The organism is uncultured Methylobacterium sp., assembly GCF_964242245.1.
Classification (GTDB): domain Bacteria; phylum Pseudomonadota; class Alphaproteobacteria; order Rhizobiales; family Beijerinckiaceae; genus Methylobacterium.
Genome location: NZ_CAXTBY010000032.1, coordinates 13,494 through 35,199, shown reverse-complemented (window position 1 = coordinate 35,199; position 21,706 = coordinate 13,494). Strand labels below are relative to the sequence as shown.

Genomic DNA, 21,706 nt, shown 5'->3' with positions numbered 1-21,706 from the left:
GCAAGGACAATGCCGCCCACGCTTCCCTTCCTCACAGATTCACTTGTCAAAGAACACACGGATGCATGATCCGCTAAAAACCCGTCGCGAACGTCCGATCCGGGATTTGCATCCCGAAAGACCCTCGTACGCGCCCTGAAGATCCGAGATGCTGGACTAGCCGAAAGCAGTCCGTTTCCGCGGCGGGAGGCGTTTAGGCCTCCCCAGAGCTTCCTGTCAACATCCCGTGTCGGAGACTACCAACGCTGGAGAAGGACAGCACCATCGATGGGAACGGCAGCGCAGCCGGTTCACACCGGCTTGTCCAGCCAATCTATCGAGGGTGATCCGACCGCCGGGCTGCTCTCGCTGGCCCGCCGCCGGTGACGGGGATATACGGGCCGTGAACCGGCCGGTCAACCGGGCGGAAGAGATTTTCGGAGCCGGGGACGCGGGCAGAGCTTCGGCGGCGACGCGCGTTCTCAGAGCTCGATCGTGGCCGCGAGGCCGTCATGGGCCGGGACGACGTTGGTCGGCAGCTTCCTTGCCAGCGTCGCGTAGTCGAGGTCGGTGTGGAGGTTGGTCAGGATCGCGCGCCGGGGCGCGACCGCCTCGATCAGCGCGAGCGCGTCCGAGACCGCGTAGTGGGTCGGGTGCGGCGTCTCGCGCAACGCGTCGATGATCAGCAAGTCGAGGCCGTGCAGGCGCGCCCGGCTCGCTTCCAGCATCAGGCTGACGTCGGGGATGTAGGCCGCCGGCCCGAAGCGGAAGCCGAGCGCCGCCTCGTTGCCGTGCGCGACGGGGAGCGCCTCGGCTTCGATCGCGCCGCCCTCGCCCTGCACGACGGTCGTCCCGTCCAGGGGAAGGTCGCGCAGGTCGAGGATCGGCGGATAGGCGCTGCCCGGCGGCGTCTCGAAGCAGTAGCCGAAGCGGGCCTGCAGCAGCGCCGCGGTCAGCGCGTCGGCGTGGACCGGGATGCGCGCGCGCATCTGGATCACCAGCGGACGCAGGTCGTCGATGCCGTGGGTGTGATCGGCGTGCGCGTGGGTGTAGAGCACCGCGTCGAGGCGGCGCACGTCGGCATCGAGGAGCTGCTCGCGCAGATCCGGCGAGGTGTCGACGAGGAGGGTGGTGGCGGCCTCGGTCTCGCGGCGCTCGACGAGGAGCGAGCAGCGGCGGCGGCGGTTCCGCGAATCCTGCGGGTCGCAGGCGCCCCAGCCGTAGCCGACACGGGGCACCCCGCCGGACGAGCCGCAACCGAGGATGCGCAGGGTCAGCGTCGCCATCCGGACCTCCCGCTCGGGTGGTATCCCGGGACGGCTGCGCTTGTCACGCGCCCGTCCCGTCCGCGGCCTTGGAGAACAGGCGGAAGAAGTTCGCCGTGGTGAGGCGCGCGAACGCGTCCGCGTCGAGGCCCAGGGTCTCGGCCAGGGCACGGGCGGTGTCGGCGGTGTAGGCCGGCTCGTTGGTGCGGCCGCGGTGCGGCTCGGGGGCAAGGAACGGCGCGTCGGTCTCGACCAGGATGCGGTCGCGGGGAACGGACTTGGCGATCGCGCGGAGCGCGTGCGCGCGGCGGAAGGTGACGATCCCCGAGAACGACACGTACAGGCCGAGGGCGACGCCGATCTGCGCCAGCTGCGGACCGGACGAGAAGCAGTGCAGCACCGCCCCGAACGGGCCGCGGGCCATCTCGTCGGTAAGCACCCGCTCCATGTGGTCGTCGGCGTCGCGGGCGTGGATGACGAGGGGCAGACCGGTGATGCGCGCCGCCTCGATGTGCGCGCGCAGCACCCGCTCCTGCACGGCTTCCGGGGCCGCGTCGTCGTAGTGGTAGTCGAGTCCCGCCTCGCCGAGGCCGATACAGCGCGGATGCCGGGTCAGGTCCGCGATGGTCTCGGCCGCGATGTCCGGCTCCTCCCCCGCCCCGTGCGGATGGGTGCCGACCGTGTACCAGACCTGAGGATGGGCCTCCGCGATGGCGCGGTAGGTGTCGGCCTTGGCGACGCGGGTGGAGATCGTGAGCATCCGGGTCACGCCCGCGGTCCCGGCGCGGGCGATCACGCCCGGCAGGTCGGCGGCGAATTCCGGGAAGTCGAGATGGCAGTGGCTGTCGATCAGCATGGCAGGGGGCGGAAGACTCGATTGTTGGGTTCAGTTGGCGGGTGGATGGATGTCCTGAGCCTCGTACTGGACCCCCGGATCGGATGGGGAAGCCAACCGGCTCCGCTTGCCGGGGCGCCTCGGCCATACGGCCCAGGCCAAGGCGCATCCCACGATCAGGGTTCCGGCGGCGACACCGAAGGTGATGGCGAGCCATTCCGGCATGTCCATGCCTTTCCGGAGCGCGGCGGTTCAGGCCGTCGGAGCGATGCCGTCTCGACGAGGCTCCTGCGCATCGTCCAGGCGCAACACGACCTTCAGGATGTCCGATTATGCCGTGAGAACCCGGTTTCCCATCGGGACGAGGTCCGACTTCACCTCGCGCAGCGCGCAACGAGGTCGATAGCCCGCGCCTGTCGTTCCAGCATCTCGTGCATCTCGCCACGCATGCTCTGCACCTGCCGCAGGACAAGGTTGTTGTCGGGAGTTGGCGGTTCGTAGCTCATGATGAGTCAACTCCCAGCACCAGGATGTGTCCTAATCATAGCGCAGGGACCGGGCTCATGCAGCCGGCGCCTCGGGCTTCTCGAACCGCGGGAAGATCGGGCTCGGGGCCGGCAGGGCCGAGCCCGCGCCGAGGCGTCCGCCCTCCCCCACGTCGGCCAGCCTGCGCCGGTCGGCAGGCACGGCGAGCAGGTCGAGGAGGTGCGACGCCGCGCGCGGCACGAAGGGCTGCACCAGGATACCCACGCTGCGCAGCACCTCCGCCGTGACGTAGAGGACCGTGCCCATCCGGGCCGGATCGGTCTTGCGCAGGCGCCACGGCTCCGCACCGGCGAAGTAGCGGTTGGCCTCGGCCACCACGGCCCAGATCTCGCCGAGCACGGCGTGCAGCGCGAGGTCGCCCATCAGGGCGCGAGCCCTGTCGGGCAGCGCGTCGGCAGCCGCGAGTAGGGTCCGGTCGGCCTCGGTCAAGGCACCCGGCTCGGGGACCGCACCGGACAGGTTCTTGGCGATCATCGACAGCGAGCGTTGCGCTAGGTTGCCGAGGTCGTTGGCCAGATCCGCGTTGATGCGGGTGATGATCGCCGCGTGGCTGTAGCTGCCGTCGCCGCCGAAGGGCACGTCGCGCAGCACGAAGTAGCGCACCGCGTCGACGCCGTAGGTGTCGGCGAGCTCCATCGGGTCGAGCACGTTGCCAAGCGACTTCGACATCTTCTCGCCCTTGGAGAGCAGGAAGCCGTGGCCGAAGACGCGCTTCGGGAGCGGCAGGCCCGCCGACATCAGGAAGGCCGGCCAGTACACCGCGTGGAAGCGGACGATGTCCTTGCCGATGACGTGGAGGTCGGCCGGCCAGAATTTTTTGCGCGCGTCGTCGTCGTTCGGGAAGCCCGTGACGGTGAGATAATTCGTCAGGGCGTCGACCCAGACGTACATGACGTGGCCTGGCCGGTCGGGCACCGGCACGCCCCAGTCGAAGGTGGTGCGGCTGACCGAGAGGTCCTTCAGGCCTGAGCGCACGAAGCTCGCGACCTCGTTCTTCCGCGATTCCGGCCCGATGAAGCCGGGCTGCGCGTCGTAGAGCTCGAGCAGCCGGTCGGCGTAGGCCGAGAGGCGGAACAGGTAGTTCTCCTCCTCCATCCACACGACGGGCGTGTCGGTGGACAGGCTGCGGCGGGTGCCGTCGTCGAGGAGGCGGGTCTCGGCCTCGTCGTAGTAGGCCTCGTCGCGCACCGAGTACCAGCCGGCGTAGGTGTCGAGGTAGATGTCGCCGGCGGCCTCCATCCGCCGCCACAGCGCCTGCGCCGCCGCGTAGTGGGGGGATTCCGTGGTGCGGATGAAGCGGTCGTAGGCGCAGTCGAGCCGGTCGGCCACCGCCCGGAAGCGGTCGGCCATGCCGTCGACGAAGGCGCGCGGGGTGGTGCCGGCGCGGGTCGCCGCCTGCTGGATCTTGAGGCCGTGCTCGTCGGTGCCGGTGGTAAACAGCACCTCGTAGCCGTCGAGCCTGTGGAAGCGGGCGATGGCGTCGGTGGCGATCACCTCGTAGGCGTGGCCGATGTGCGGCGCGCCGTTCGGGTACGAGATCGCCGTGGTGATGCTGAAGGTCTTCGGCGCGGAGGTGCTGGCGGTCACGTCGGACATATCCCCGGATCGGCGCCGGGACGATCACGCGGTCCGGACGGCGCCCGCGAGGTCGGCGAACAGCGAGAGGACCACGGGCCGACGATCGAGGTTGTAGATCGCGGCCTCCCGGGCGGCGCGGCCGAAGTTTTCACATACCTCGACCAGGGCCGCAAGGCGGCCGGGGGGCTCGGCCCGGCGCCGGTGGAGTTCGGCCGCGACGAACCGCTCGACCGCCTCCTGGCTCGCCGCGAACAGCGCCTCGGCCTCGCGGCCGGCCAGCGTCTCCGCGAGGGTCAGGATGCGGCGCCAGTCCGGATGGGCGCGGCGCGCCAGCAGCGTCTCGACCTCGGCGACCAGCCGCTGCATCGCCGGATCGAGCATCGCGACGGCCCGCGCCACCGAGCCCTCCGCGAGGGCGGTGGCCCGGCCCAGCGCCTCGGCATCCGGCGCGGAGAACGGCGCGGGGAAGCCGGAGACGACGCGCGCCACGTCCGCCTCGGCGAGGGGACGGAGCATCAGCGCCCGGCAGCGCGAGCGGATCGTCGGCAGCAGGCGGCCCGGCGCGTGGCTGACGATCAGGAACAGCGCGCGGGGCGGGGGCTCCTCCAGCATCTTCAGGAGGGCGTTGGCGCTGTTGGCGTTGAGGTCCTCGGCGCTGTCGACGATGCAGATGCGGTGGCCGGCATTGCCCGCGGTGGAGCCGAACAGGTCGAGCGCCCGGCGCGCGGCATCGACCGGGATCTTCGTCGGCAGCGTCTTCGCGGTCGGCACCCGGTGCCGGCGCAGCGCGATCAGATTCGGGTGCGAGAGCGCCGCGATCTTGCCCGCCACCGGATGAGCGGCCTCCACGTCGAGCCCCGGCGCCCGCGAGATTCCTTCGGGATCGGCGAGCAGGCGTCGGGCGACGCGGTAGGCGAGCGTCGCCTTGCCGATGCCGGCGGGGCCACCGATCAGCCACGCGTGATGGAGCCGTCCGGAGGCGATCCCCTCGGCGAAGGCGGCCTCGGCGCCCGCGTGCCCGACGAACCGCGTGGTCTCGCGCGGGCGGGCGACGCCCGCGAGGTCGCCGGGCTCGACGTCGTCGGGGGCGCGCTCAGGCGGCATCGACGCGCTCCGCGTCGGGGGCAAGGAGGCCCGGCAGGCGGGCGGCGACCGCCCGCCGCACCGCGGCCTCGACGGCCTCGGCGGTCCCGGCAGCCTCGATCAGGACGCAGCGCGCGGGCTCGGCCTCGGCGATCTCCCGGAAGGCGGCGCGCAGGCGCGCGTGGAAGGCCAGCGCCTCCGCCTCGAACCTATCGGGGGCGGACGCGCCCTGCCCGGCAGCGCGCGCGCGCGCGCGGGCGAGACCGGTCTCGGGGGCGAGGTCGAGGATCAGGGTCAGGTCGGGCCGCGTTCCCCCGACGACGACGCGCTCCAGCGCCGCGACGGCGTCCGGATCGAGGCCGCCGGCCGCCCCCTGGTAGGCGCGCGTCGAATCCATGAACCGATCGCACAGCACGATCTCGCCGGCCCGGAGCGCGGGCCGGATCAGGTGGTCGAGGTGGTCGATCCGGGCGGCCGAGAACAGCAGCGCCTCCGCGAACGGTCCGTAGGGCTTCGCGACACCGGCGAGCAGGGCCTCGCGGATCTCCTCGGCACGGGGCGAGCCGCCGGGCTCGCGGGTGGTCACGACGCTACGCCGCGCCCGCAGGGTGCGGGCGAGGCGGGCGACCTGCGTCGACTTGCCGGCCCCCTCCCCGCCCTCGAAGGTGATGAAGACGCCGCGGGAGTCGGGGAGGCTCATCGCGGGCCCCGGGCACCGATGCCCTCCTCCCTCTGCGGGCGAGGGTGGCCCGCGAAGCGGGCCGGGAGAGGGGAGCGACCTCTCCGGGCAACGCGCTCCCCTCTCCCGACCCTCGCTGACGCGAGGGCCGCCCTCCCCCGCCGAGGGGGGAGGGAGAGACGCGGCACACCGCGCGGACCCTTCGACCGCGAAACCGTCACGACGGGTTGGCGGCCTTGTCGCCGGCCTTGCCCCCGATCTTGTCGCCCTTGCCCGCCTTGTCGAAGGCGCGGCGGACGAGGCCGGTGCCGAACTCGAGCGCGGCGTCCATCGCCCGCTGCGGGATGGTGCCGGCGGCGACGGCGGCACCCGCGTAGAGCGGCTGATCCAGCGCCACCGCCTCGCCGCGCAGGACCCGCAGGCGGCCGACTTCGCTGCCGTCCTCCACCGGCGCGACGAGGGGGCCCTGGTAGACGGCCCGCGCCGTGACCCGGTCGGTGGAGCCGCGCGGCAGCAGCACCCGCACCGGCTTCTTGGCGACGAGCGGCACCGAGCCGGCCGCCCCGCCGAAGACCGCGGCCTCGGCCACCGTCTCGCCCGGCGCGAAGACCTGCCGCGGCTCGAAGGCGCGAAACCCCCACTCCATCAGCTTGCGGGCCTCCGCCGCGCGGTCGCGGGCCGTCTTGAGGCCGGAGATCACCAGGATCAGGCGCTGGCCGTTCTGCACCGCCGATCCGGTGAGCGCGTAGCCGGATTCCTCGAGGTAGCCGGTCTTGAGGCCGTCGGAGCCGATGTCGAGGGTGAGCAGCGGGTTGCGGTTCTGCTGCTTGATCTTGTTCCAGGTGAATTCGCGCTCGGAAAAGATCTTGTACAGGTCCGGGTAGGTGTCGATGATATGGAGGCCGAGCTTGGCCATGTCCCGCGCGGTGACCCGCTGGTCGGGCGCCGGATAGCCGGTGGCGTTGCGGAAGGTGGCGCGCGTCAGTCCGATCTCACGCGCACGCTGGTTCATCATGCCGGAGAACGCCTCCTCCGAGCCGGCCATGTTCTCGGCGATGGTGATCGCCGCGTCGTTGCCCGACTGGACGATCAACCCGCGCAGCAGGTCGGACATCCTGATCCGGCTGTTGACCTGGGCGAACATCGACGAGCCGCCGCCGCCCGCCCCGCCGCGGCGCCACGCGTCCTCGGTCACCGTGAACTCGGTATCCATGGTGAGCCGCCCGGATTTCAGGGCGTCGAAGACGATGTCGGTGGTCATCAGCTTGGCCATGCTGGCCGGGGCGAAGGGCTCGTCGGCCGCCTTCTCGAACAGCACCGAGCCGGACTCGGCATCGATCAAGATCGCGTGCGGCGCCGCCGTCTGGAAGGACTGGGCGCGCGCCGGCAGGCAGGCCGCGAGCGCGCAGGCCGCGGTGAGAAGGGTGACAACAATCCTGCGCATCGCCGCCTCCAGCGCGGGCGGCCGGGCCGGCGCCGCCTCTCCGTGCATCGTCACCCGACAACAAGCGTGACCATATTACGGTTTCCCCGCGGGATCGATCGCAAAACGCCGCGGGTCCGGGCGGGATGCTTCGTCGGCGGTCGTCGCGCCGCCTCTTCCGGACGGATCGAGGGCGGGCGCTTCGCAGGAAACCCTCAGTAGATCCCGGCCAACCGCCCGGGCCGGCGGCCGGGCTCCGCCCGTGCGGCGCCCGCCTTGACGCCGACCGGCGGCGCGGCCGCCGCCGCCAGCCGGGCCATGGCGAGCTTGGCGGAGGCCGGGATCGCCGCCGGCGGCGCGTCGGCGCGCACGGACGCGCGCTTGGCGGCCATCGGTGCCGGATCGGGCCGGGCCGGGCCGGCCGCGAGGCGGAGCGTGGGCGCGGTTAGAACCGTTCTCCCGGAGGCCGTGCGCGCGGGTGCCCCGGGCGCCGCGGGATGGCGCAGGCCAGGGTTCAGGTCGGCCACCGGCGCGGGCCGGAAGGCATCCAGGCGCGGCTGCGTCGGCTGGACAGCCGCCGCCACCGGCACCGACGCGCGCGCGAGCAGGACCGGTGCCCGCGCGGGCCGCGGGGCCGGGGCCTCGTCGGACTCCTGCACCTCCGGCGCCGGCTTGAACGCCAGGGGCGCGCGGGCGGGCCGCTCGTAGCGCTCGGGCTCGTCCGAGGGGCCGAGATCGGCCACCATCACCGGAGCGCGGGGGCCCGCCGGCGCGCCGTCGGTGCGCAGCGTGGCGAGCAGCTTGCGGTCGTCGCTTCCGGCGATCGAGGCCTTCCCGAGATAGGCGACGCGGACGCGCGCCGTGCCCTTGGTGCGGAACTCCAGCGCCCGGGCGACCTCCTCCGAGACGTCCATCACCCGGTTGGCGTGGTAGGGGCCGCGGTCGTTGACGCGGACCACCATCGAGTAGCCGTTGGCGGTGTTGGTGACGCGGACGTAGCTCGGCAGCGGCAGGGTCGGATGGGCGGCGGCGATCGAGTGTCGGTCGAACACCTCGCCGTTGGCCGTCATCCGCCCGTGGAAGGCGGCGCCGTACCAGGAGGCCAGCCCCTCGCGGACGTAGCCGCGGGCATCCTCGCGGGGCACGTAGGTGCGGCCCGCCACCACGTAGGGCTTGCCCGAGAAGCGGCGCCCGCCCCCCTTCGGGATCGCGTCGCCCTCATTGTAGAGGCGCGGGCTGGTCTTGACCCCGTACTTCGGGTCGAGGCCGTTGCCCGAGCCGGAGCCGCCGGCAAACTTCTGCGGGCCGGTGCTGCAATTGGCCGTGGCGAGCGCGATGGCCGAGACCGCGAGGATGCGCCGGAGCGGGCGCGGGCCCAGCGTCCGAGAGAGCGTCGAGCGCGCCATGCCAACCGGATCCGCCTGTACGCCGCACGCCGCCTCCCGACGCGAGAAGGCGTGGCCGGGATCGGACCCGGACCGACCGCTCACCCAGCGATCCGCAACCGGACGCACCGACAATTGTCCGGACGGCGTAAAGGAAGCCTGAACGATCCGGGCGCTCGGGGCCGCAAGGGTCGGCGATGCACAGGGTTCAAGGCTACTTCATCACATCAGCAATCGCCGCTAATCATTTGATTGAAAATCAGAAAATTTAATTTTCTTCGATATCTTGCAACGTCGGACGATGCCCGGCGCCCGGCGCATCGGTAGGCCGTAGCGTATCGGGGCACGCCACGACCTCGATCACCACGTCGGCGCGCTCACCCCCACCGACCGCGAACAGCGATCAGCGCTGGGGATGATCCGACAACTGCTCGATGGAGCGGGCGCCGCGCTGCTTGAACAGCAGGTCGAGGGCCTCGATCATGAGTGCGTGCATCTTGGTGCGCTCGGCGTAGGCGAGGTCCCGCAACTGATCGTAGACGGGCGGCTCGAGGTAGACCGACATCTGTCGGGCGCGTTCCTTGAGGGTGGCGGCGCGGCGCCGCGGGGGCGCCGCGCCGCGATCGAGCTGGACGATCTCCGCGGTCTGGGGCGCCGGGCGGCCGGCGGGCACGGCGGCCGCGACGATCGAGGCGAGGTTCAGCTTAGGCGGCTTCGACATGCTTCACCGTCCTGCCCGCCTGCGTGCGCCGCTCGATCCAGGTCCAGAGCCGGCGCACCTCGCCCGCCGCCTGCCCCCGCGGGTTGAACTCGGTGACGCCCTGCCCGACCCCGATCGCGTCCTGGTGGTCGGTGCGGGCCACGATGTTGACGTCGGGCAGGATGCCGAGCACCGCGAGCCCGTCGGCGGCGTCGCGGATGCGGTAGGAGCGCGGCGGCGTCTGGTTCAGCACGAACGCGAACTTCTTCTCCAGGCGGTAGACTGCGGCCAGCGTCGGCTTGAAGGCGCGCAGATCCGCGGGCGTCGGCCGGCAGGGGATGATGCAGAGGTCGGCCGCGCGGATCGCCGAGAGCGTGCCCGTGGAATCGACGCCCGGCGTGTCGATGAACACGTAGTCGTAGGCCGACGCGCGCAGCTGCGCCATCACCGCCTCGATCTGCGTGGCGTCGATCTGGGCGACTTCCGGACCCTCGGCGGTGCGATGGTCGAGCCAGTCCGAGATCGTGGCCTGCCGGTCCATCTCCAGGATGCAGACCGTGCGGCCCGCCTCCTGAGCGGCGACGGCGAGCGAGATGCACAGGGTGCTCTTGCCGCTACCCCCCTTCTGCGTGACGAATGTGATCGCTTTCATCGAAGGTCCCTTGGCTGGCCGTCCCGCGTCGAGGTCTTGCTCCGATCGGCCGCGACGCGGATGCGCGCGATCGCTTGCCGGAGGCGTGTGCGTGCATCCCGGGCGAGGTTGCCACGCGGCGACATCAAGCAACCTAGGGTCGAACCACCGTCGGCCGAGACCAACGTCCTGTGACCCAGGGATGCCGTGATCCCGAGATTTCCAGGATCATGGTTAAGAGACCCTTAAAGATCGCTCCTCAGCGAACGGCCTCGATCGAGGCTCGGTCGCCGCGCGGTGGCGTGCACCGGATCATGCGGATCCGCGCGTCGCGCGATCGGGTGCGGCAGGAACGGCATCCCGGCGCGGAGCGTGCCGGGATCGGCTGGCCGGCGGCTGAATGCTCGGCCTGAATAGCAACTTCAGGTTTATTCGAGCGATGCGGTGAGCCACCTGACCTTTTCACAGGGCGTTCTATGCCTTAGACTGCCCTTGCCGTGACCGCCGCACGCCGCGATAATAAACTTGAGGTTTGCTATCGCGGCAAGGGCGGCTCGAGGAGTTGCATGTCCGACGTCTCAGACCCATGCCCGTCCGACGAGTTGCAGGCGGTCCTCGACGCCTCCGGGGTCGTCGGTGCCTGGGCCCACGACCACTGGGCCGGACGGCTCACCCTGTCGGGCGCGTTCGCCAGCCTGCTCGGCCTCGATCCGGACATCGCGGCCGGCGGGGTGCCGATCGCCGCGTTCCTCGACAGGACGCACCCGGACGACCGGGTGCGGATCGAGAGCTACCTGCACGCCGTCGGCGAGAGCGGCGGCCCGATGGAGGCCGAGTTCCGCACCCTCGACTCGCCAGCGGGCGGGCGCCGGCTGCTGATGCGCGGGCGGGTCGAGCGCGACGCCGACGGCGGGACGGTGCAGGGGCGCGGCATCGCCATCGACCTCACCGAGACCCGGGCGGCCAGCCTCCACCAGACCGAACGCCTCGTGAACCGCATGGCCGAGCACGCCATCGCCCTGCGGACGCTGGCCGACGCGCTGCGCCGACCGGGCCTGACCAAGCTCGTCGACGGCCTGATGATCGAGATCGGGTTCGAACTCGCGCAGTTCCTGCGCGACCCGAAGGACGAGCGCCGGCACTGACGGCCTGCGCTGCGCGCCGCATCACCGGCGCCCGCCCGTTCGCGGCGCGGCGTCGGGCCTCACGAACCGATTGATCGCGCAGACGCGCAGGGTAGTGTCCCGGCAAGACACGCCGGGAGGGTCCCATGCGCCGCGACACGATCTACGACCGGGACCTCGACCGGAATCCGGCCAACCACCAGCCCCTGACGCCGCTGGCCTACCTCGACCGGGCGGCGCGGGTGTTTCCAGACCACGTCGCGGTGATCCACGGGCCGTTGCGGGAGACCTACGCGGCGCTCTACGCGCGCTGCCGCCGCCTCGCCTCGGCGCTCGCCGCCCGCGGGATCGGGCGCGGCGACACGGTGGCGGTGCTGCTCGCCAACACGCCGGCGATGATCGAGGCGCATTACGGCGTGCCGATGACGGGCGCCGTGCTCAACACCCTCAACACCCGGCTCGATGCGGCCGCGCTCGCCTTCTGCCTGGAGCACGGCGAGGCGAAGGTGCTGATCACCGACCGCGCGTTCTCCGGGGTCGCCGGCCCCGCGCTGGCGCGGGCCGGCGTCGCGCCCCTGGTGATCGATTACGACGACCCCGCGTACGACGGCCCCGGCGAGCGCCTCGGCGCCCTCGACTACGAGGCGTTCGTGGCCTCGGGCGAGCCCGACCACGACTGGGCGATGCCCGACGACGAGTGGGACGCGATCAGTCTGAACTACACCTCGGGCACCACGGGCGACCCGAAGGGCGTGGTCTACCACCATCGCGGCGCGGCGCTCCTGGCGCTGGGCAACGTCATCACCGGCGCCATGAGCCAGCACCCGGTCTATCTCTGGACCCTGCCGATGTTCCACTGCAACGGCTGGTGCTTCCCGTGGACCCTGTCGATCGTGGCCGGCACCCATGTCTGCCTGCGCCAGGTCCGGGCGGACGCGATGTACGCGCTCATCGCCGCGCACGGCGTCACGCACCTGTGCGGCGCGCCGATCGTGATGCAGCTCCTGATCAACGCGTCCGACGCCGAGCGCCGTCCCCTGCCCCACCGGGTCGCCTTCCTCACCGCCGCGGCGCCCCCGCCCGAGGCGGTGCTCGCCGGCATGCGCGAGGCGGGCTTCGCGGTCACCCACCTCTACGGCCTGACCGAGAGCTACGGCCCGGCGGTCGTCAACGCGTGGCAGGACGCGTGGGACGCCCTGCCCGCCGACGCGCAGGCCGCCAAGAAGGCGCGCCAGGGCGTGCGCTACCCGGTGCTGGAGGGCCTCGACGTGCGCGATCCCGAGACGCTGGAGCCCGTCCCCGCCGACGGGCGGACGATGGGCGAGGTGATGATGCGCGGCAACGTGGTGATGCGCGGCTACCTCAAGAATCCAGGGGCGACCGAGGCCGCGTTCGCGGGCGGCTGGTTCCACACCGGCGACCTCGGGGTGCGGCACCCCGACGGCTACGTCCAGCTCAAGGACCGCTCGAAGGACATCATCATCTCCGGCGGCGAGAACATCTCCTCCATCGAGGTCGAGGACGCCCTGTTCAAGCACCCGGCGGTCGCCGCCGCCGCGGTGGTGGCCAAGCCCGACGACAGGTGGGGCGAGACCCCGTGCGCCTTCGTCGAGCTGAAGGCCGAGGGTGCGATCAGCGCCGACGACCTGATCGCGTGGTGCCGCGGGCGGCTGGCCGCCTACAAGCTTCCCCGCCACGTCGTGTTCGGGGAGTTGCCCAAGACCTCCACCGGCAAGGTGCAGAAGTACCTGCTCCGGGCGCGGGCGCGGGAGGGGTGAGCCTCCCGGCCTCGTCTCACCACTTGTAGGCGAGGCTCGCCACGACGCGCCGGGCGTCGCCGTAGAAGCACGAGAACGCCGACTGGCAGGACGAGACGAAGCGCCGGTCGGCGATGTTCGTCGCGTTGACGGCCAGCCGCCAGTTCTCGAAAGTGTAGTGGACCTGCGCGTCGAACAGCACGTAGTCCGACACTTTCAGGGTGTTGGCCACGTCGGCGAAGGAACGGCCGACGTAGCGCACGCCGCCGCCGAAGCCGAAGCCTCGGAAGTCGCCCACCGGGATCGTGTAGTCGAGAAACAGCGAGGCGAAGTTCTCGGGGACGTTGACCGGCACCTTGCCGATGTTGGCCGGGTCTCCTTTCTCCGTGGTCAGGCCGTAGATCGTGTAGGCGGCCACCGCGTTGAGGCCCTCGGCGAGGGTGGCGGTGAACTGCGCCTCGAAGCCGGTCGAGCGCACCTGCCCGATTTGCGCCTGGAACAGCGTGTTGGCCGGGTTGGGGGTCAGGGCGTTCGAGCGGTGGATGTCGAAGCCGGCCAGCGTCAGGAAGTAGCCGGCGCCGGGCGGCTCGAACTTCACGCCGCCCTCGATCTGGTCGCCCGTCTCGGGGGTGAAGGTCCGGCCGTTGATGTCCGAGCCGATCAGCGGCTGGAACGAGGTCGAGTAGCTGACGTAGGGCGCCAGACCGAAGTCGAAGTTGTAGATCAGCGCCGTGCGATAGGTGAAGGCGTCGTCGCTGCGGCCGTTGCTGTTGGCGGGCGTGAGCCGGTCGTTGACGCGGTTGCTGGCGAAGTCCTGTCGGCCGCCGACAACCAGGGTCAGCTGGTCGGTGAGCTTGATCTGGTCCTGGAAGTAGAGGCCGAGCTGCTCGAACGAATCGGCGTTGACGAGATAGGGCGACGGACGGCCGGTCGCCGGGCCGTAGACCGGATTGATGATGCTGATGTCGGGCACCGCGTAGAACTTGGAGAAGTTCGTGCCCTGGTTGTCGTGCAACTGGAAGTTCTTGTAGTCGAGGCCGAGCAGCACGTCGTGCCGGAAAAACCCGTCGGAGAAGCGCGCCTCGGCCTGGTTGTCGACCTGAAACAGGTTGATCTTGCTGCTCGTCAAAAACTGGTAGCGGGCGAGCCGGGTCTGGGCGGCGTCGCTGTAGCCGAGCTGGCCGATGTCGGAATTCTGGCTGCTCTCGCTGAACGAGTAGCGCAGGTTCTGCCGGAAGGTCCAGGTCTCGTCGAAGGCGTGCTCGAACTCGTAACCGGCGGAGGCCTGCTGGCGGGTGAAGGTGTTGAAGCCGGCATCGCCGAGGTTGAGCGAGCGCGGGATGCGCAGGCCGCTGATGTTGGGCCGCACCGTGCCCTGGTAGGGCAGGAAGTTCGAGGTGACCGCCGTGTTGTCGTACTGGTAGCTTGTCAGCACGGTGAGCTTGGTCGCCCCGTCCGGCTTGTAGGTGAAGGCCGGTGCGATGTAGCCGCGGTCCTCGGGCGCGCCGTCGACCTGGGTGCCGCCGGAGCGGCCGAAGCCGGTCAGACGGTAGAACCAGTGTCCCGAATCATCGACCGGGCCGCCGAGGTCGAACGCGGCATACTTCTGGTCGAACGAGCCGCCGCCGACCTCGACGTAGTGCAGCGGATCGAGCGGCGGGCGCTTGGTGACCTGGTTGACGATGCCGCCGGGCGAGCCCGCGCCGAACAGGACGGCGGCGGGGCCGCGCAGGATCTCGATCCGCTCCAGGCCGAAGGTCTCGGCCTTGAAGGTGCCGAAGCCATAGTTCAGCAGTTGCAGCCCGTCGCGGTAGATGCCGTAATCGCTCGCCACGAAGCCGCGGATGGTGAAGTAGTCGACCCGCGAATCGGCGCCGAAGGTGCCCGAGTAGACACCTGCGACGTACTGCGTCGCCTGAGTCAGGGTCTGGGCCTTCTGCGCGTCGATCTGCTCGCGGCCGACGACGGTGATTGATTGCGGCGTCTCGATCAAGGGCGTGTTGGTCTTGGTGGCGGTGGCCGAGCGCGTCGCGACGTAGCCGTCCACCGGCCCGGTCGGGCTCTCGATCGCCCGCACCGAATTCGCCCGCACCGCGTTTGCCGGTCCTCCGTTCCCCTCCACCGTCAGCGTTTCGAGCTGGACGCTCGACTCCGCCGGCGGATTGGTGATGCCGCGACGCGGCGCGGTCGCCTGCTGGGCCTGCACGGGGCTCGGGGCGAGCTGGCCGAGGACGATCAGCGAGGCGCCGGCGAGCGCGAGGCTCAGCAGGCGGGGCGCTTGGGGGGAGGACTGGCGCATCGAACTCACACCTGGGGATTGAGCGGGCAGCCGACCGCGCGCGTCGCGGCGGGGACCGCTCGGTTGTTTGGAATGATACTAAACTATTGCTATCATTGGCGTTTCTTTGACAGGGTTACGGCCGGGCTTCGATCGGCACAAGCGCCCTGAGGCGATACGGGGCCGGAAGCCGAGGGCCTGTGGCCGGCAGGCCACGGCACCGGTCGCGCGTCGGCGCACGCAGTGCGGCGGACACGCCGCGGACCGAGATTCGAATTCTTGCTGCATTCCCGCAAATCGGGCTTGCATCAAACCTGAGATTGTCGATCCTGTATTGATATGGGGGCAATCGCTCCCTGATTCGGCAATCCATCGGCGTCATCGCGCCGCCGCGTAGTGTTCGTCGTTACCTCGAATTCTTTCGGGGAACGGGCTGAACTTCGAGTCCGATGGAACGGAGCCGCCGCGGGGACGGACGACGCGCGATCACGGCGCGACCGACGACCAGCACGAGTCGGCCCCGTTCCGCGGGACGGTTTCGAGGGGGCGATCATCCCGATCCGCGAGCACAGGATGAGACCATGGACAGGTCGAAGCGGAACCCCAACGAGCAGCCCGCCCACCGCCCGCACGGGCGCGTGCGCGGCCTCGGCAGCGTCGACCGGTCAAGCCGGGAAGGCACGCGCTTCGGGCGGATGTTCCGCTGGCTGCCGGGCGAGACCTACGACAAGGCCGATCTGGTCACGCTCGCGGAGGGCATGATCCAGGCGGAGACGGCCAAGGTCGTGCCACCGGGCTCGCCGGAGTGGAAGCGGCGGCATCGGTCCAGGGGCGGGGACCACATCGAGGAGGGGCCCAGCGCCGCGTTCAACCCGGTGCCACCCCTGCTGGACACCGCCTACACGGAACCAGAGCCCGGTGACGAGAACCCGACGATCCCGGCCGGCTACACCTATTTCGGCCAGTTCATCGACCACGACCTGACCTTCGACCCGAACAGTTCCCTGCAGAAGCAGAACGACCCGGACGCCACCGAGGATTTCCGCACCCCGCGGTTCGACCTCGACAGCCTCTACGGCCGCGGGCCGGACGACCAGCCGTACCTGTACAAGGACCGTCAGGCGGATGGCGGCGGCATCCGCTTCCTGCTCGGCCGGCAGGCCGACGGCACCACTGTGCGACCGGGAGAGCTGCCCCGCAACGTCGAGGGCCGCGCACTCACCGGCGACCCGCGCAACGACGAGAACAACCTGATCTGCCAAGTCCAGGCGGTGTTCCTGAACTTCCACAACAAGGTCGTCGACACCCTGTCGGCGCGGTCTCAGCTCCGCAGCCGCCACGACATCTTCCTGGAGGCGCAGCGGATCGTGCGCTGGCACTACCAGTACCTCGTGCTCAACGATTACCTGCCGCGGATCGTCGGCGACGAGGTCTGGCGCGACATCCTCGGCGCGGACGGGAAGGGCCATCCCCACCCCAAGCTGACCTTCTACAAGCCGAAGCACGGGCAGGCCTACATGCCCGTCGAGTTCTCGGTGGCGGCGTTCCGCTTCGGTCACTCGATGGTCCGGCCGAGCTATGCGCTCCGGGCGAACGATGCGCGGGTCGGCGGCGACCCGACGGCGGCGTTCGCCCGGGACAAGCGCTTCCACCGCATCCCGATCTTCTCGCTTCCCGCGAAACCGGGCGCGAAGCCGGCACCGGGAACGAGCCTCAACGGCTTCGGCCCGCTGCCGCCGGACTGGGAGATCGACTGGGGACTGTTCTTCTCGGCCGGGGAGATGCCGACGCAGCTGAGCCTGGGCGAGGTCTTCCCGAAACCGGACGGAAAGCCGGTGCTGGAGGTCCTGAAGCAGACGGACGCGCAGAAGACGCAGCCCGGCTACCGCATCGACACGCAGCTCGTCGACCCGCTGGCGATGCTGCCGCCGGATGTCGCCAAGAGCGGCAACATGCCCGACGGCATCCCGTCGCTCGCCTATCGCAACCTCCTGCGCGGCAGCGCCTTCGAACTTCCCTCGGGCCAGAACGTCGCCCGCGCCTACGGCCTCACGCCCCTCGACGACACGCAGCTCTGGGGCGATTTCCCGGTCGGCGCCCCGAGCGAGCCGCCCGAGCCTGCGATCCCGCTCGCTTTCCCGAACCTGGCGGAGAACCCCTTCGCCGGCCGCGCGCCACTGTGGTTCTACATCCTCAAGGAGGCCGAGGTGACGCGGCGCAAGGGCGTCGTGGACGCCAAGGGCGGCCACCATCTCGGGGCTGTCGGCGGCCGCATCGTCGCCGAGGTGCTCGTCGGCATCGCGCAGGCCGACCATAGCTCCTACCTCTACCAGGACCCGAACTGGACCCCCGCCGCCGAGAAGGACCGCAGCGGTTTCGATCCGAAAGCGCCGCTCACCACGCTGTTCGAACTGATCCATTGGACCACGGGCGGCGCGATGACCTTCCGGCCGGCACCCGCCGCGCCGCCTCCGCCCGTCACCGCGGGCGGGCCGTGATCCAGCCGATGAGCGCGTCGGCGACCTGATCGCTGTTCTTCTCCAGCATCATCATGTGGCCGTTGCCGTGGATGCCGGCCTCGGCGAGCCGCAGGGTGTCGGGCTTGGCGCCGGCCTGGGTCAGGAAGGCGGCGGTGCACTCGTCGACGGGCGTGCGGAACGAGGCCTCGGCGGTGACGATCAGGGCGGGCACGCGCGCGAGGTTCGGGAGCCGGCGCACCGGATCGCCCTGCAGCCAGCAGCGGATGCGTCCCTCGGCCGTCGGCGCCCTGGCCTGCGCCACGACGAGGTCCTCGGGCGACCTCACCGGCGGGTCGTAGGTCAGCGGCACGCGGGTGATGCCGTAGGCGCGGGCGCGCCCCTCCCCGGCCTTCTCGTAGAAATCCTTGCCGCCGCGCAGGCGCACGTCGAAGAAGGGCGGCCCGTTCGGCTCGACCGCGACGTGCGCCTTGACGAGGTCGGGCCGCGCGTCCGAGACCGCCCAGCCGAACAGCCCGGCCTGCCCGTGGGTGACGAGCACCGCCGGACCGATCTTCTCCAGGAGCGCGATCAGGGCCGGATCGACCAGCTCCTCGGTCTGCTGGGCGCTGGCGAGGTAGGGCACTTGGCTCGCGACGAACTGGTCGAACGCGGCGTTGCCCTGCACGCCGCGCCCGCCCGGCCACTGGGTGTGGAGGCGCGCCTGCGGGAACAGGTCGTAGACCTCCTGGGCGGTGTAGGTCTCCTCCAGCGCCCGCGCCGAGTACCGGGCGTAGGGGCCGTAGACCTCGGGGTTGGTGCCCGAGCGCCCGCGCCCGACCTGATCGACCACGTAGACGGCAAACCCGTGCTCGACGAAGCGCTGGACCCAGCCCGGCCGGCCGTCCGGGGTGCCGAGGAAGTTGACCCCGGTCTGCGAGATGCCGTGCACCAGCACGAGCGGCCACGGCTGCGTCACGCTCACCGGCCGGCGGGACTGCACGAACATCTGACCGACCATCAGCGTCTTGTCGCCGACCCGCTCGTAGCGCCCGCCGATGTAGAAGTAGCCGGCGAACGTCGCGGGGTCCGGGCGGGGCGGCGTCTCCTGCGCCGCCGCGGGGCCCATCGCCGCTGCGGCGACCAGCGCCGCGCGCGCGAACCGTCGGATCATCCGCTTGGCGTTCATGCCGCTCTCCGCCGGAGGCCGCCCGCCCCCATCCTCGGTCCGGCGGCGCTTATCGCGGGATTTGCGACGGGGGACCAGCCTCAAGGCTCAAATCGCCGGCCGGTTCGACACTTGGATGCCGACGATCACCGGAAGATCATCCCGAGCTACGGATCTGAGCCCATCACTCTGCGTGCGACGCAGCTCTTCCGTTTTCTTACGCACATCGACTGCGCCAGACGCATACCTGACCTCGCCCGTCGCCGCTGGCGCGACGTGCCGCGAGGTCCCATCTTGGCGTGACGCAACATCAACTTCACACAGGACATTCCGCCGTGGACGTCTCGACCGCAAAGACCCTGGTCTCGGCCCTTCTGGTCTCTGCCATCTTCCTCTTCACGATCGCCTCGCTGCGGATGTTCGTCTCCGAACTCGTCGGCGACCTGAGAGGTGCTGCCCCGAGGCACGTCGGCGGACCGAACGACCGCGCCGAGTAGGGCGCTACCGCCCGTCGCGCAGCAGCAGCTTGGCCAGCGCGAACACGGCCACCGCCACCGGCGGGAACAGCGCCATCGCCGCGGCGGTCGCGCGGGTGATCGGTTCGGCCGTGCCCTCGCTCACGCCCGGCCCCTGAGAGGCGAGGGCTGCGCCCGCCCACAGGCCGGCGAGCACCGCACCCGCGACCACCGGAGCGGCCACGATCCCCGCGCCGCCGCGGCGCGGCCCGGCATGCGCCGAACGTCCCCCGTATCCGACCCTGCCGCCCATTCCGACACCTCCTCGCCGGAGGCGATCCTGGCACGCCGGCGATCCCCGGTCGATCGTGGGAAACGCCCGGCACCGACGCGGGCGGGGCTCGCGTCACGGAACGGCGCGGCGCCGCCAAACCCGCATCGCCCGCCCATCGGCCCGCGACAGGCCGCCTTCGTGCATCACGGACCGCGCGACGCACCGTCGGGGCCGGGCACCGCGAGCGCGTAGACCGCGTCGCCGAGCCGCCGCAGCGGCCCGTCGACGCCCGAGCGCTTCCACAGCCGGGTGTTGAGCGCCGCGACGGGGTCCTGGCCCGGAACGGTGAACCCGTCCGCGACGAGAGCCTCCAGGATCTCGCCCGCATGCATCGGCCGGCCGGCCCGCGCGAGGACGGCGCGTGCCGCCTCGACCAGGGCCCGGCCGTACCGGCGGGAGCCCGCCGGATCGATGCCGAAGGCCACCGGCGTCGGTGTTCCCGCCGCCGGGACCGCCGTCGCCTCGGAATGCGCGAGGGACGCGCGTTCCGAGGTGGGCGCGGCGCCCGGCACACGATCGTCCGTCTCGGCCTCGTTCGACCCGCGCAGGCGTCGGCCGAGTTCGAGGTAGAGGACGTGATCGGCGATCTCCCGATCCAGGGCGTCGCGCTGCCGCCGCAGGCTCGCCAGCCGCGCTTCGATCTCCGCTTCGGACAAGCCCATCCTGCCTCCTCGCTTTCGAGCGGGAAAGGGAATATCACGTCCTCGTGTTGGAATGAAAGGAAATTAAAGAATATTCCAATTTTCAAGCCGGGAATTCGCAATCCTCATTCCCTGCGTCGGGCGCGTGGAACAGGTTATTCCTACGAAGCTCGCGACTTGGCTGAAATTCCTTTCTTTATTCCCTGACGCGGCGGCACGAGCAGCGCGCCCGGATCGGCGGGTCGGAGGAGCATGCCGGCGTCGTCCAGCGCCACGGGCAGCTTCGGGAACACCTCGCGCAGGTGCATCACGTCGGCCTTGAAACCCTGCCGGAAGCTGCGGATGCAGGCGTTCTCCGCGCCGAACTGGCCGTGCAGGTTCGCCCAGGTGAGGCGCAGCGGGCGGGCGAGCGCGCGCAGGCGGTAGCCGACCCAGAACAGCAGGTCGAGCTTGCGCGCGGAGCCGGAGAAGGCGCGCGCGGCCCGGATGTCGACGGGCAGCGCGTGCTGGATGAGGTTGTCGTAGAAGTCCTGGTGGAACTGCACGGTCCGCGACCAGACGACACCGTCCCGGCCCGGCGCGCGCCACAGCTCGAGGCTGCGGAAGGGCGGGACGTTGAGGGTGCTGGCTTGGTCGCGCCCGTCCCACAGGCCGATCTGCATGGTGCAGGCGGCGAGACGGTTGAGCTGCTCCTTGAACTGGCCGATGGTGCCGCGCTCGCCGCCGGTGACCGCGAACCCCATCGCGCGCATGAAGCCCGAGAGCGAGTCCGCCACCGCGATGGTCGGGCTGCGCTGCCGCACGGCCTCGGTGCAGAGGTGCAGCAGCACGAGGCGCGCCTTCGGTCCGTAGGGCAGCCCCTGCGGCTCCATCTCGCCGGTCGCCGGGCTCTTGAGGCGTCCGGCGACGAGGTTGAGCGAGCTGCGGCCGTATTCCCGCGAAAATTCCCGGGCGGCGCCCGGATCGCGGTAGGGCAGGCCGCACAGCGCCAGGACCGAGTGGATGTGCTGCAGGTTCTCCGGCACGGTCGGCCGGGTCTCGATCACCTCGCGCACCGCGTCGCGGCGGCGCTGATCCCGGCCCATCCCGGCGCGCCTGTCGGCGACGTCGCCCCTGGCGGCCGCCTCGGCGTCCCGGACCTGCTGCCGATGCAGGATGTGCTCGACGATCTGCGCGAAGAGGAACCCGCCGCGGGCCGCCTCGACCTCGGCGACGAGGTCGGCGTCGCGGATGCCCGCCAGTCTGTCCTCGATCCCCATGACGCGCCGGCCACCTCGTGCAGCCTGCGGGCGCCCGCGCCCTCGTCCAGGCGCGGCGCCCGCAGGCTCAACCTCGACCGCTCTGCATGACACGACTCTGCCCCCCGGAGTCCCGGCCCCGGCCGGGTTA

Annotated in this window: 19 protein-coding genes; 4 read left to right on the top strand and 15 right to left on the bottom strand. The window is 71.0% G+C overall.

Annotation, left to right across the window (positions count from 1 at the left end):
- Nucleotides 1-461: 461 nt before the first annotated feature.
- The 10 genes from ACFE8Y_RS09725 to ACFE8Y_RS09680 all read right to left on the bottom strand — a co-directional run bounded on the left by ACFE8Y_RS09725 (nucleotide 462) and on the right by ACFE8Y_RS09680 (nucleotide 10,125).
- Complete coding sequence (locus ACFE8Y_RS09725; protein WP_375464185.1) at nucleotides 462-1,265, bottom strand: MBL fold metallo-hydrolase; 804 nt, start codon at nucleotides 1,263-1,265, stop codon at nucleotides 462-464.
- Nucleotides 1,266-1,308: 43 nt separating this feature from the next.
- The gene (locus tag ACFE8Y_RS09720; protein WP_375464184.1) at nucleotides 1,309-2,100 is read right to left on the bottom strand and encodes a TatD family hydrolase; all 792 of its coding nucleotides are present in this window, start codon (nucleotides 2,098-2,100) and stop codon (nucleotides 1,309-1,311) included.
- A gap of 353 nt (nucleotides 2,101-2,453) precedes the next feature.
- Nucleotides 2,454-2,585: a hypothetical protein gene (locus ACFE8Y_RS09715; RefSeq protein WP_375464183.1), complete on the bottom strand. Its 132-nt coding sequence runs from the start codon at nucleotides 2,583-2,585 to the stop codon at nucleotides 2,454-2,456.
- Nucleotides 2,586-2,640: 55 nt separating this feature from the next.
- Nucleotides 2,641-4,221 (bottom strand): methionine--tRNA ligase, encoded by a 1,581-nt coding sequence (gene metG / locus ACFE8Y_RS09710; RefSeq protein WP_375464182.1) that lies wholly within the window; start codon nucleotides 4,219-4,221, stop codon nucleotides 2,641-2,643.
- Between the two features lie 24 nt (nucleotides 4,222-4,245).
- On the bottom strand, nucleotides 4,246-5,307 hold the full coding sequence (locus tag ACFE8Y_RS09705) for a DNA polymerase III subunit delta' (protein WP_375464181.1): 1,062 nt from the start codon (nucleotides 5,305-5,307) through the stop codon (nucleotides 4,246-4,248).
- Nucleotides 5,297-5,986, bottom strand: a complete 690-nt coding sequence (gene tmk / locus ACFE8Y_RS09700; RefSeq protein ID WP_375464180.1) for a dTMP kinase — start codon at nucleotides 5,984-5,986, stop codon at nucleotides 5,297-5,299. The genes ACFE8Y_RS09705 and tmk overlap by 11 nt, the downstream gene beginning before the upstream one ends.
- Before the next feature lie 196 nt (nucleotides 5,987-6,182).
- Nucleotides 6,183-7,409, bottom strand: coding sequence for a D-alanyl-D-alanine carboxypeptidase family protein (locus ACFE8Y_RS09695; RefSeq protein WP_375464179.1), 1,227 nt, complete (start codon nucleotides 7,407-7,409; stop codon nucleotides 6,183-6,185).
- A 194-nt stretch (nucleotides 7,410-7,603) separates the two neighbouring features.
- A complete protein-coding gene (locus tag ACFE8Y_RS09690; protein ID WP_375464178.1) occupies nucleotides 7,604-8,794 on the bottom strand; it encodes a septal ring lytic transglycosylase RlpA family protein in 1,191 nt (396 codons plus the stop codon).
- Between the two features lie 382 nt (nucleotides 8,795-9,176).
- Nucleotides 9,177-9,494 carry a ribbon-helix-helix domain-containing protein gene (locus ACFE8Y_RS09685; protein WP_375464177.1) on the bottom strand — a complete coding sequence of 106 codons (318 nt, stop codon included), beginning with the start codon at nucleotides 9,492-9,494 and terminating at the stop codon, nucleotides 9,177-9,179.
- A complete protein-coding gene (locus tag ACFE8Y_RS09680) occupies nucleotides 9,478-10,125 on the bottom strand; it encodes an AAA family ATPase (RefSeq protein ID WP_375464176.1) in 648 nt (215 codons plus the stop codon). Before ACFE8Y_RS09680 ends, ACFE8Y_RS09685 begins: the two co-directional genes overlap by 17 nt.
- 545 nt (nucleotides 10,126-10,670) lie before the next feature.
- On the opposite strand from ACFE8Y_RS09680, the gene ACFE8Y_RS09675 reads away from it, so the two are divergent.
- Nucleotides 10,671-11,249 (top strand): PAS domain-containing protein, encoded by a 579-nt coding sequence (locus ACFE8Y_RS09675; protein WP_375464175.1) that lies wholly within the window; start codon nucleotides 10,671-10,673, stop codon nucleotides 11,247-11,249.
- A gap of 125 nt (nucleotides 11,250-11,374) precedes the next feature.
- Nucleotides 11,375-13,006 carry an acyl-CoA synthetase gene (locus ACFE8Y_RS09670; RefSeq protein WP_375464174.1) on the top strand — a complete coding sequence of 544 codons (1,632 nt, stop codon included), beginning with the start codon at nucleotides 11,375-11,377 and terminating at the stop codon, nucleotides 13,004-13,006.
- A gap of 16 nt (nucleotides 13,007-13,022) precedes the next feature.
- On the opposite strand, the gene ACFE8Y_RS09665 is transcribed toward ACFE8Y_RS09670, so the two are convergent.
- On the bottom strand, nucleotides 13,023-15,284 hold the full coding sequence (locus ACFE8Y_RS09665) for a TonB-dependent siderophore receptor (RefSeq protein ID WP_375464173.1): 2,262 nt from the start codon (nucleotides 15,282-15,284) through the stop codon (nucleotides 13,023-13,025).
- Nucleotides 15,285-15,844: 560 nt separating this feature from the next.
- Here ACFE8Y_RS09665 and ACFE8Y_RS09660 point away from each other — a divergent pair.
- Nucleotides 15,845-17,761, top strand: coding sequence for a heme peroxidase family protein (locus ACFE8Y_RS09660; RefSeq protein WP_375464172.1), 1,917 nt, complete (start codon nucleotides 15,845-15,847; stop codon nucleotides 17,759-17,761).
- Here the strand turns inward: ACFE8Y_RS09660 and ACFE8Y_RS09655 are convergent.
- Nucleotides 17,742-18,908 (bottom strand): alpha/beta hydrolase, encoded by a 1,167-nt coding sequence (locus ACFE8Y_RS09655; RefSeq protein WP_375464171.1) that lies wholly within the window; start codon nucleotides 18,906-18,908, stop codon nucleotides 17,742-17,744. The genes ACFE8Y_RS09660 and ACFE8Y_RS09655 overlap by 20 nt on opposite strands.
- A gap of 314 nt (nucleotides 18,909-19,222) precedes the next feature.
- Here ACFE8Y_RS09655 and ACFE8Y_RS09650 point away from each other — a divergent pair, with 314 nt between their 5' ends.
- Complete coding sequence (locus ACFE8Y_RS09650) at nucleotides 19,223-19,384, top strand: hypothetical protein (protein WP_375464170.1); 162 nt, start codon at nucleotides 19,223-19,225, stop codon at nucleotides 19,382-19,384.
- 4 nt (nucleotides 19,385-19,388) lie between these two features.
- On the opposite strand, the gene ACFE8Y_RS09645 is transcribed toward ACFE8Y_RS09650, so the two are convergent.
- From ACFE8Y_RS09645 to ACFE8Y_RS09635, 3 genes are all read right to left on the bottom strand, one after another.
- Nucleotides 19,389-19,655 (bottom strand): hypothetical protein, encoded by a 267-nt coding sequence (locus tag ACFE8Y_RS09645; protein ID WP_375464169.1) that lies wholly within the window; start codon nucleotides 19,653-19,655, stop codon nucleotides 19,389-19,391.
- Nucleotides 19,656-19,819: 164 nt separating this feature from the next.
- Nucleotides 19,820-20,338: a winged helix-turn-helix domain-containing protein gene (locus tag ACFE8Y_RS09640; RefSeq protein WP_375464168.1), complete on the bottom strand. Its 519-nt coding sequence runs from the start codon at nucleotides 20,336-20,338 to the stop codon at nucleotides 19,820-19,822.
- A gap of 140 nt (nucleotides 20,339-20,478) precedes the next feature.
- Nucleotides 20,479-21,576: a replication protein RepA gene (locus ACFE8Y_RS09635; protein WP_375464167.1), complete on the bottom strand. Its 1,098-nt coding sequence runs from the start codon at nucleotides 21,574-21,576 to the stop codon at nucleotides 20,479-20,481.
- Nucleotides 21,577-21,706 lie beyond the last annotated feature (130 nt).

Bases quoted from the DNA above. Each gene is read 5' to 3' on its own strand.
- tmk (WP_375464180.1), bottom strand. From the start codon at position 5,986: ATGAGCCTCCCCGACTCCCGCGGCGTCTTCATCACCTTCGAGGGCGGG.
- ACFE8Y_RS09725 (WP_375464185.1), bottom strand. From the start codon at position 1,265: ATGGCGACGCTGACCCTGCGCATCCTCGGTTGCGGCTCGTCCGGCGGG.
- ACFE8Y_RS09715 (WP_375464183.1), bottom strand. From the start codon at position 2,585: ATGAGCTACGAACCGCCAACTCCCGACAACAACCTTGTCCTGCGGCAG.
- ACFE8Y_RS09665 (WP_375464173.1), bottom strand. From the start codon at position 15,284: ATGCGCCAGTCCTCCCCCCAAGCGCCCCGCCTGCTGAGCCTCGCGCTC.
- ACFE8Y_RS09720 (WP_375464184.1), bottom strand. From the start codon at position 2,100: ATGCTGATCGACAGCCACTGCCATCTCGACTTCCCGGAATTCGCCGCC.
- ACFE8Y_RS09660 (WP_375464172.1), top strand. From the start codon at position 15,845: ATGGACAGGTCGAAGCGGAACCCCAACGAGCAGCCCGCCCACCGCCCG.
- metG (WP_375464182.1), bottom strand. From the start codon at position 4,221: ATGTCCGACGTGACCGCCAGCACCTCCGCGCCGAAGACCTTCAGCATC.
- ACFE8Y_RS09680 (WP_375464176.1), bottom strand. From the start codon at position 10,125: ATGAAAGCGATCACATTCGTCACGCAGAAGGGGGGTAGCGGCAAGAGC.
- ACFE8Y_RS09655 (WP_375464171.1), bottom strand. From the start codon at position 18,908: ATGAACGCCAAGCGGATGATCCGACGGTTCGCGCGCGCGGCGCTGGTC.
- ACFE8Y_RS09645 (WP_375464169.1), bottom strand. From the start codon at position 19,655: ATGGGCGGCAGGGTCGGATACGGGGGACGTTCGGCGCATGCCGGGCCG.
- ACFE8Y_RS09675 (WP_375464175.1), top strand. From the start codon at position 10,671: ATGTCCGACGTCTCAGACCCATGCCCGTCCGACGAGTTGCAGGCGGTC.
- ACFE8Y_RS09685 (WP_375464177.1), bottom strand. From the start codon at position 9,494: ATGTCGAAGCCGCCTAAGCTGAACCTCGCCTCGATCGTCGCGGCCGCC.
- ACFE8Y_RS09640 (WP_375464168.1), bottom strand. From the start codon at position 20,338: ATGGGCTTGTCCGAAGCGGAGATCGAAGCGCGGCTGGCGAGCCTGCGG.
- ACFE8Y_RS09635 (WP_375464167.1), bottom strand. From the start codon at position 21,576: ATGGGGATCGAGGACAGACTGGCGGGCATCCGCGACGCCGACCTCGTC.
- ACFE8Y_RS09690 (WP_375464178.1), bottom strand. From the start codon at position 8,794: ATGGCGCGCTCGACGCTCTCTCGGACGCTGGGCCCGCGCCCGCTCCGG.
- ACFE8Y_RS09670 (WP_375464174.1), top strand. From the start codon at position 11,375: ATGCGCCGCGACACGATCTACGACCGGGACCTCGACCGGAATCCGGCC.
- ACFE8Y_RS09695 (WP_375464179.1), bottom strand. From the start codon at position 7,409: ATGCGCAGGATTGTTGTCACCCTTCTCACCGCGGCCTGCGCGCTCGCG.
- ACFE8Y_RS09705 (WP_375464181.1), bottom strand. From the start codon at position 5,307: ATGCCGCCTGAGCGCGCCCCCGACGACGTCGAGCCCGGCGACCTCGCG.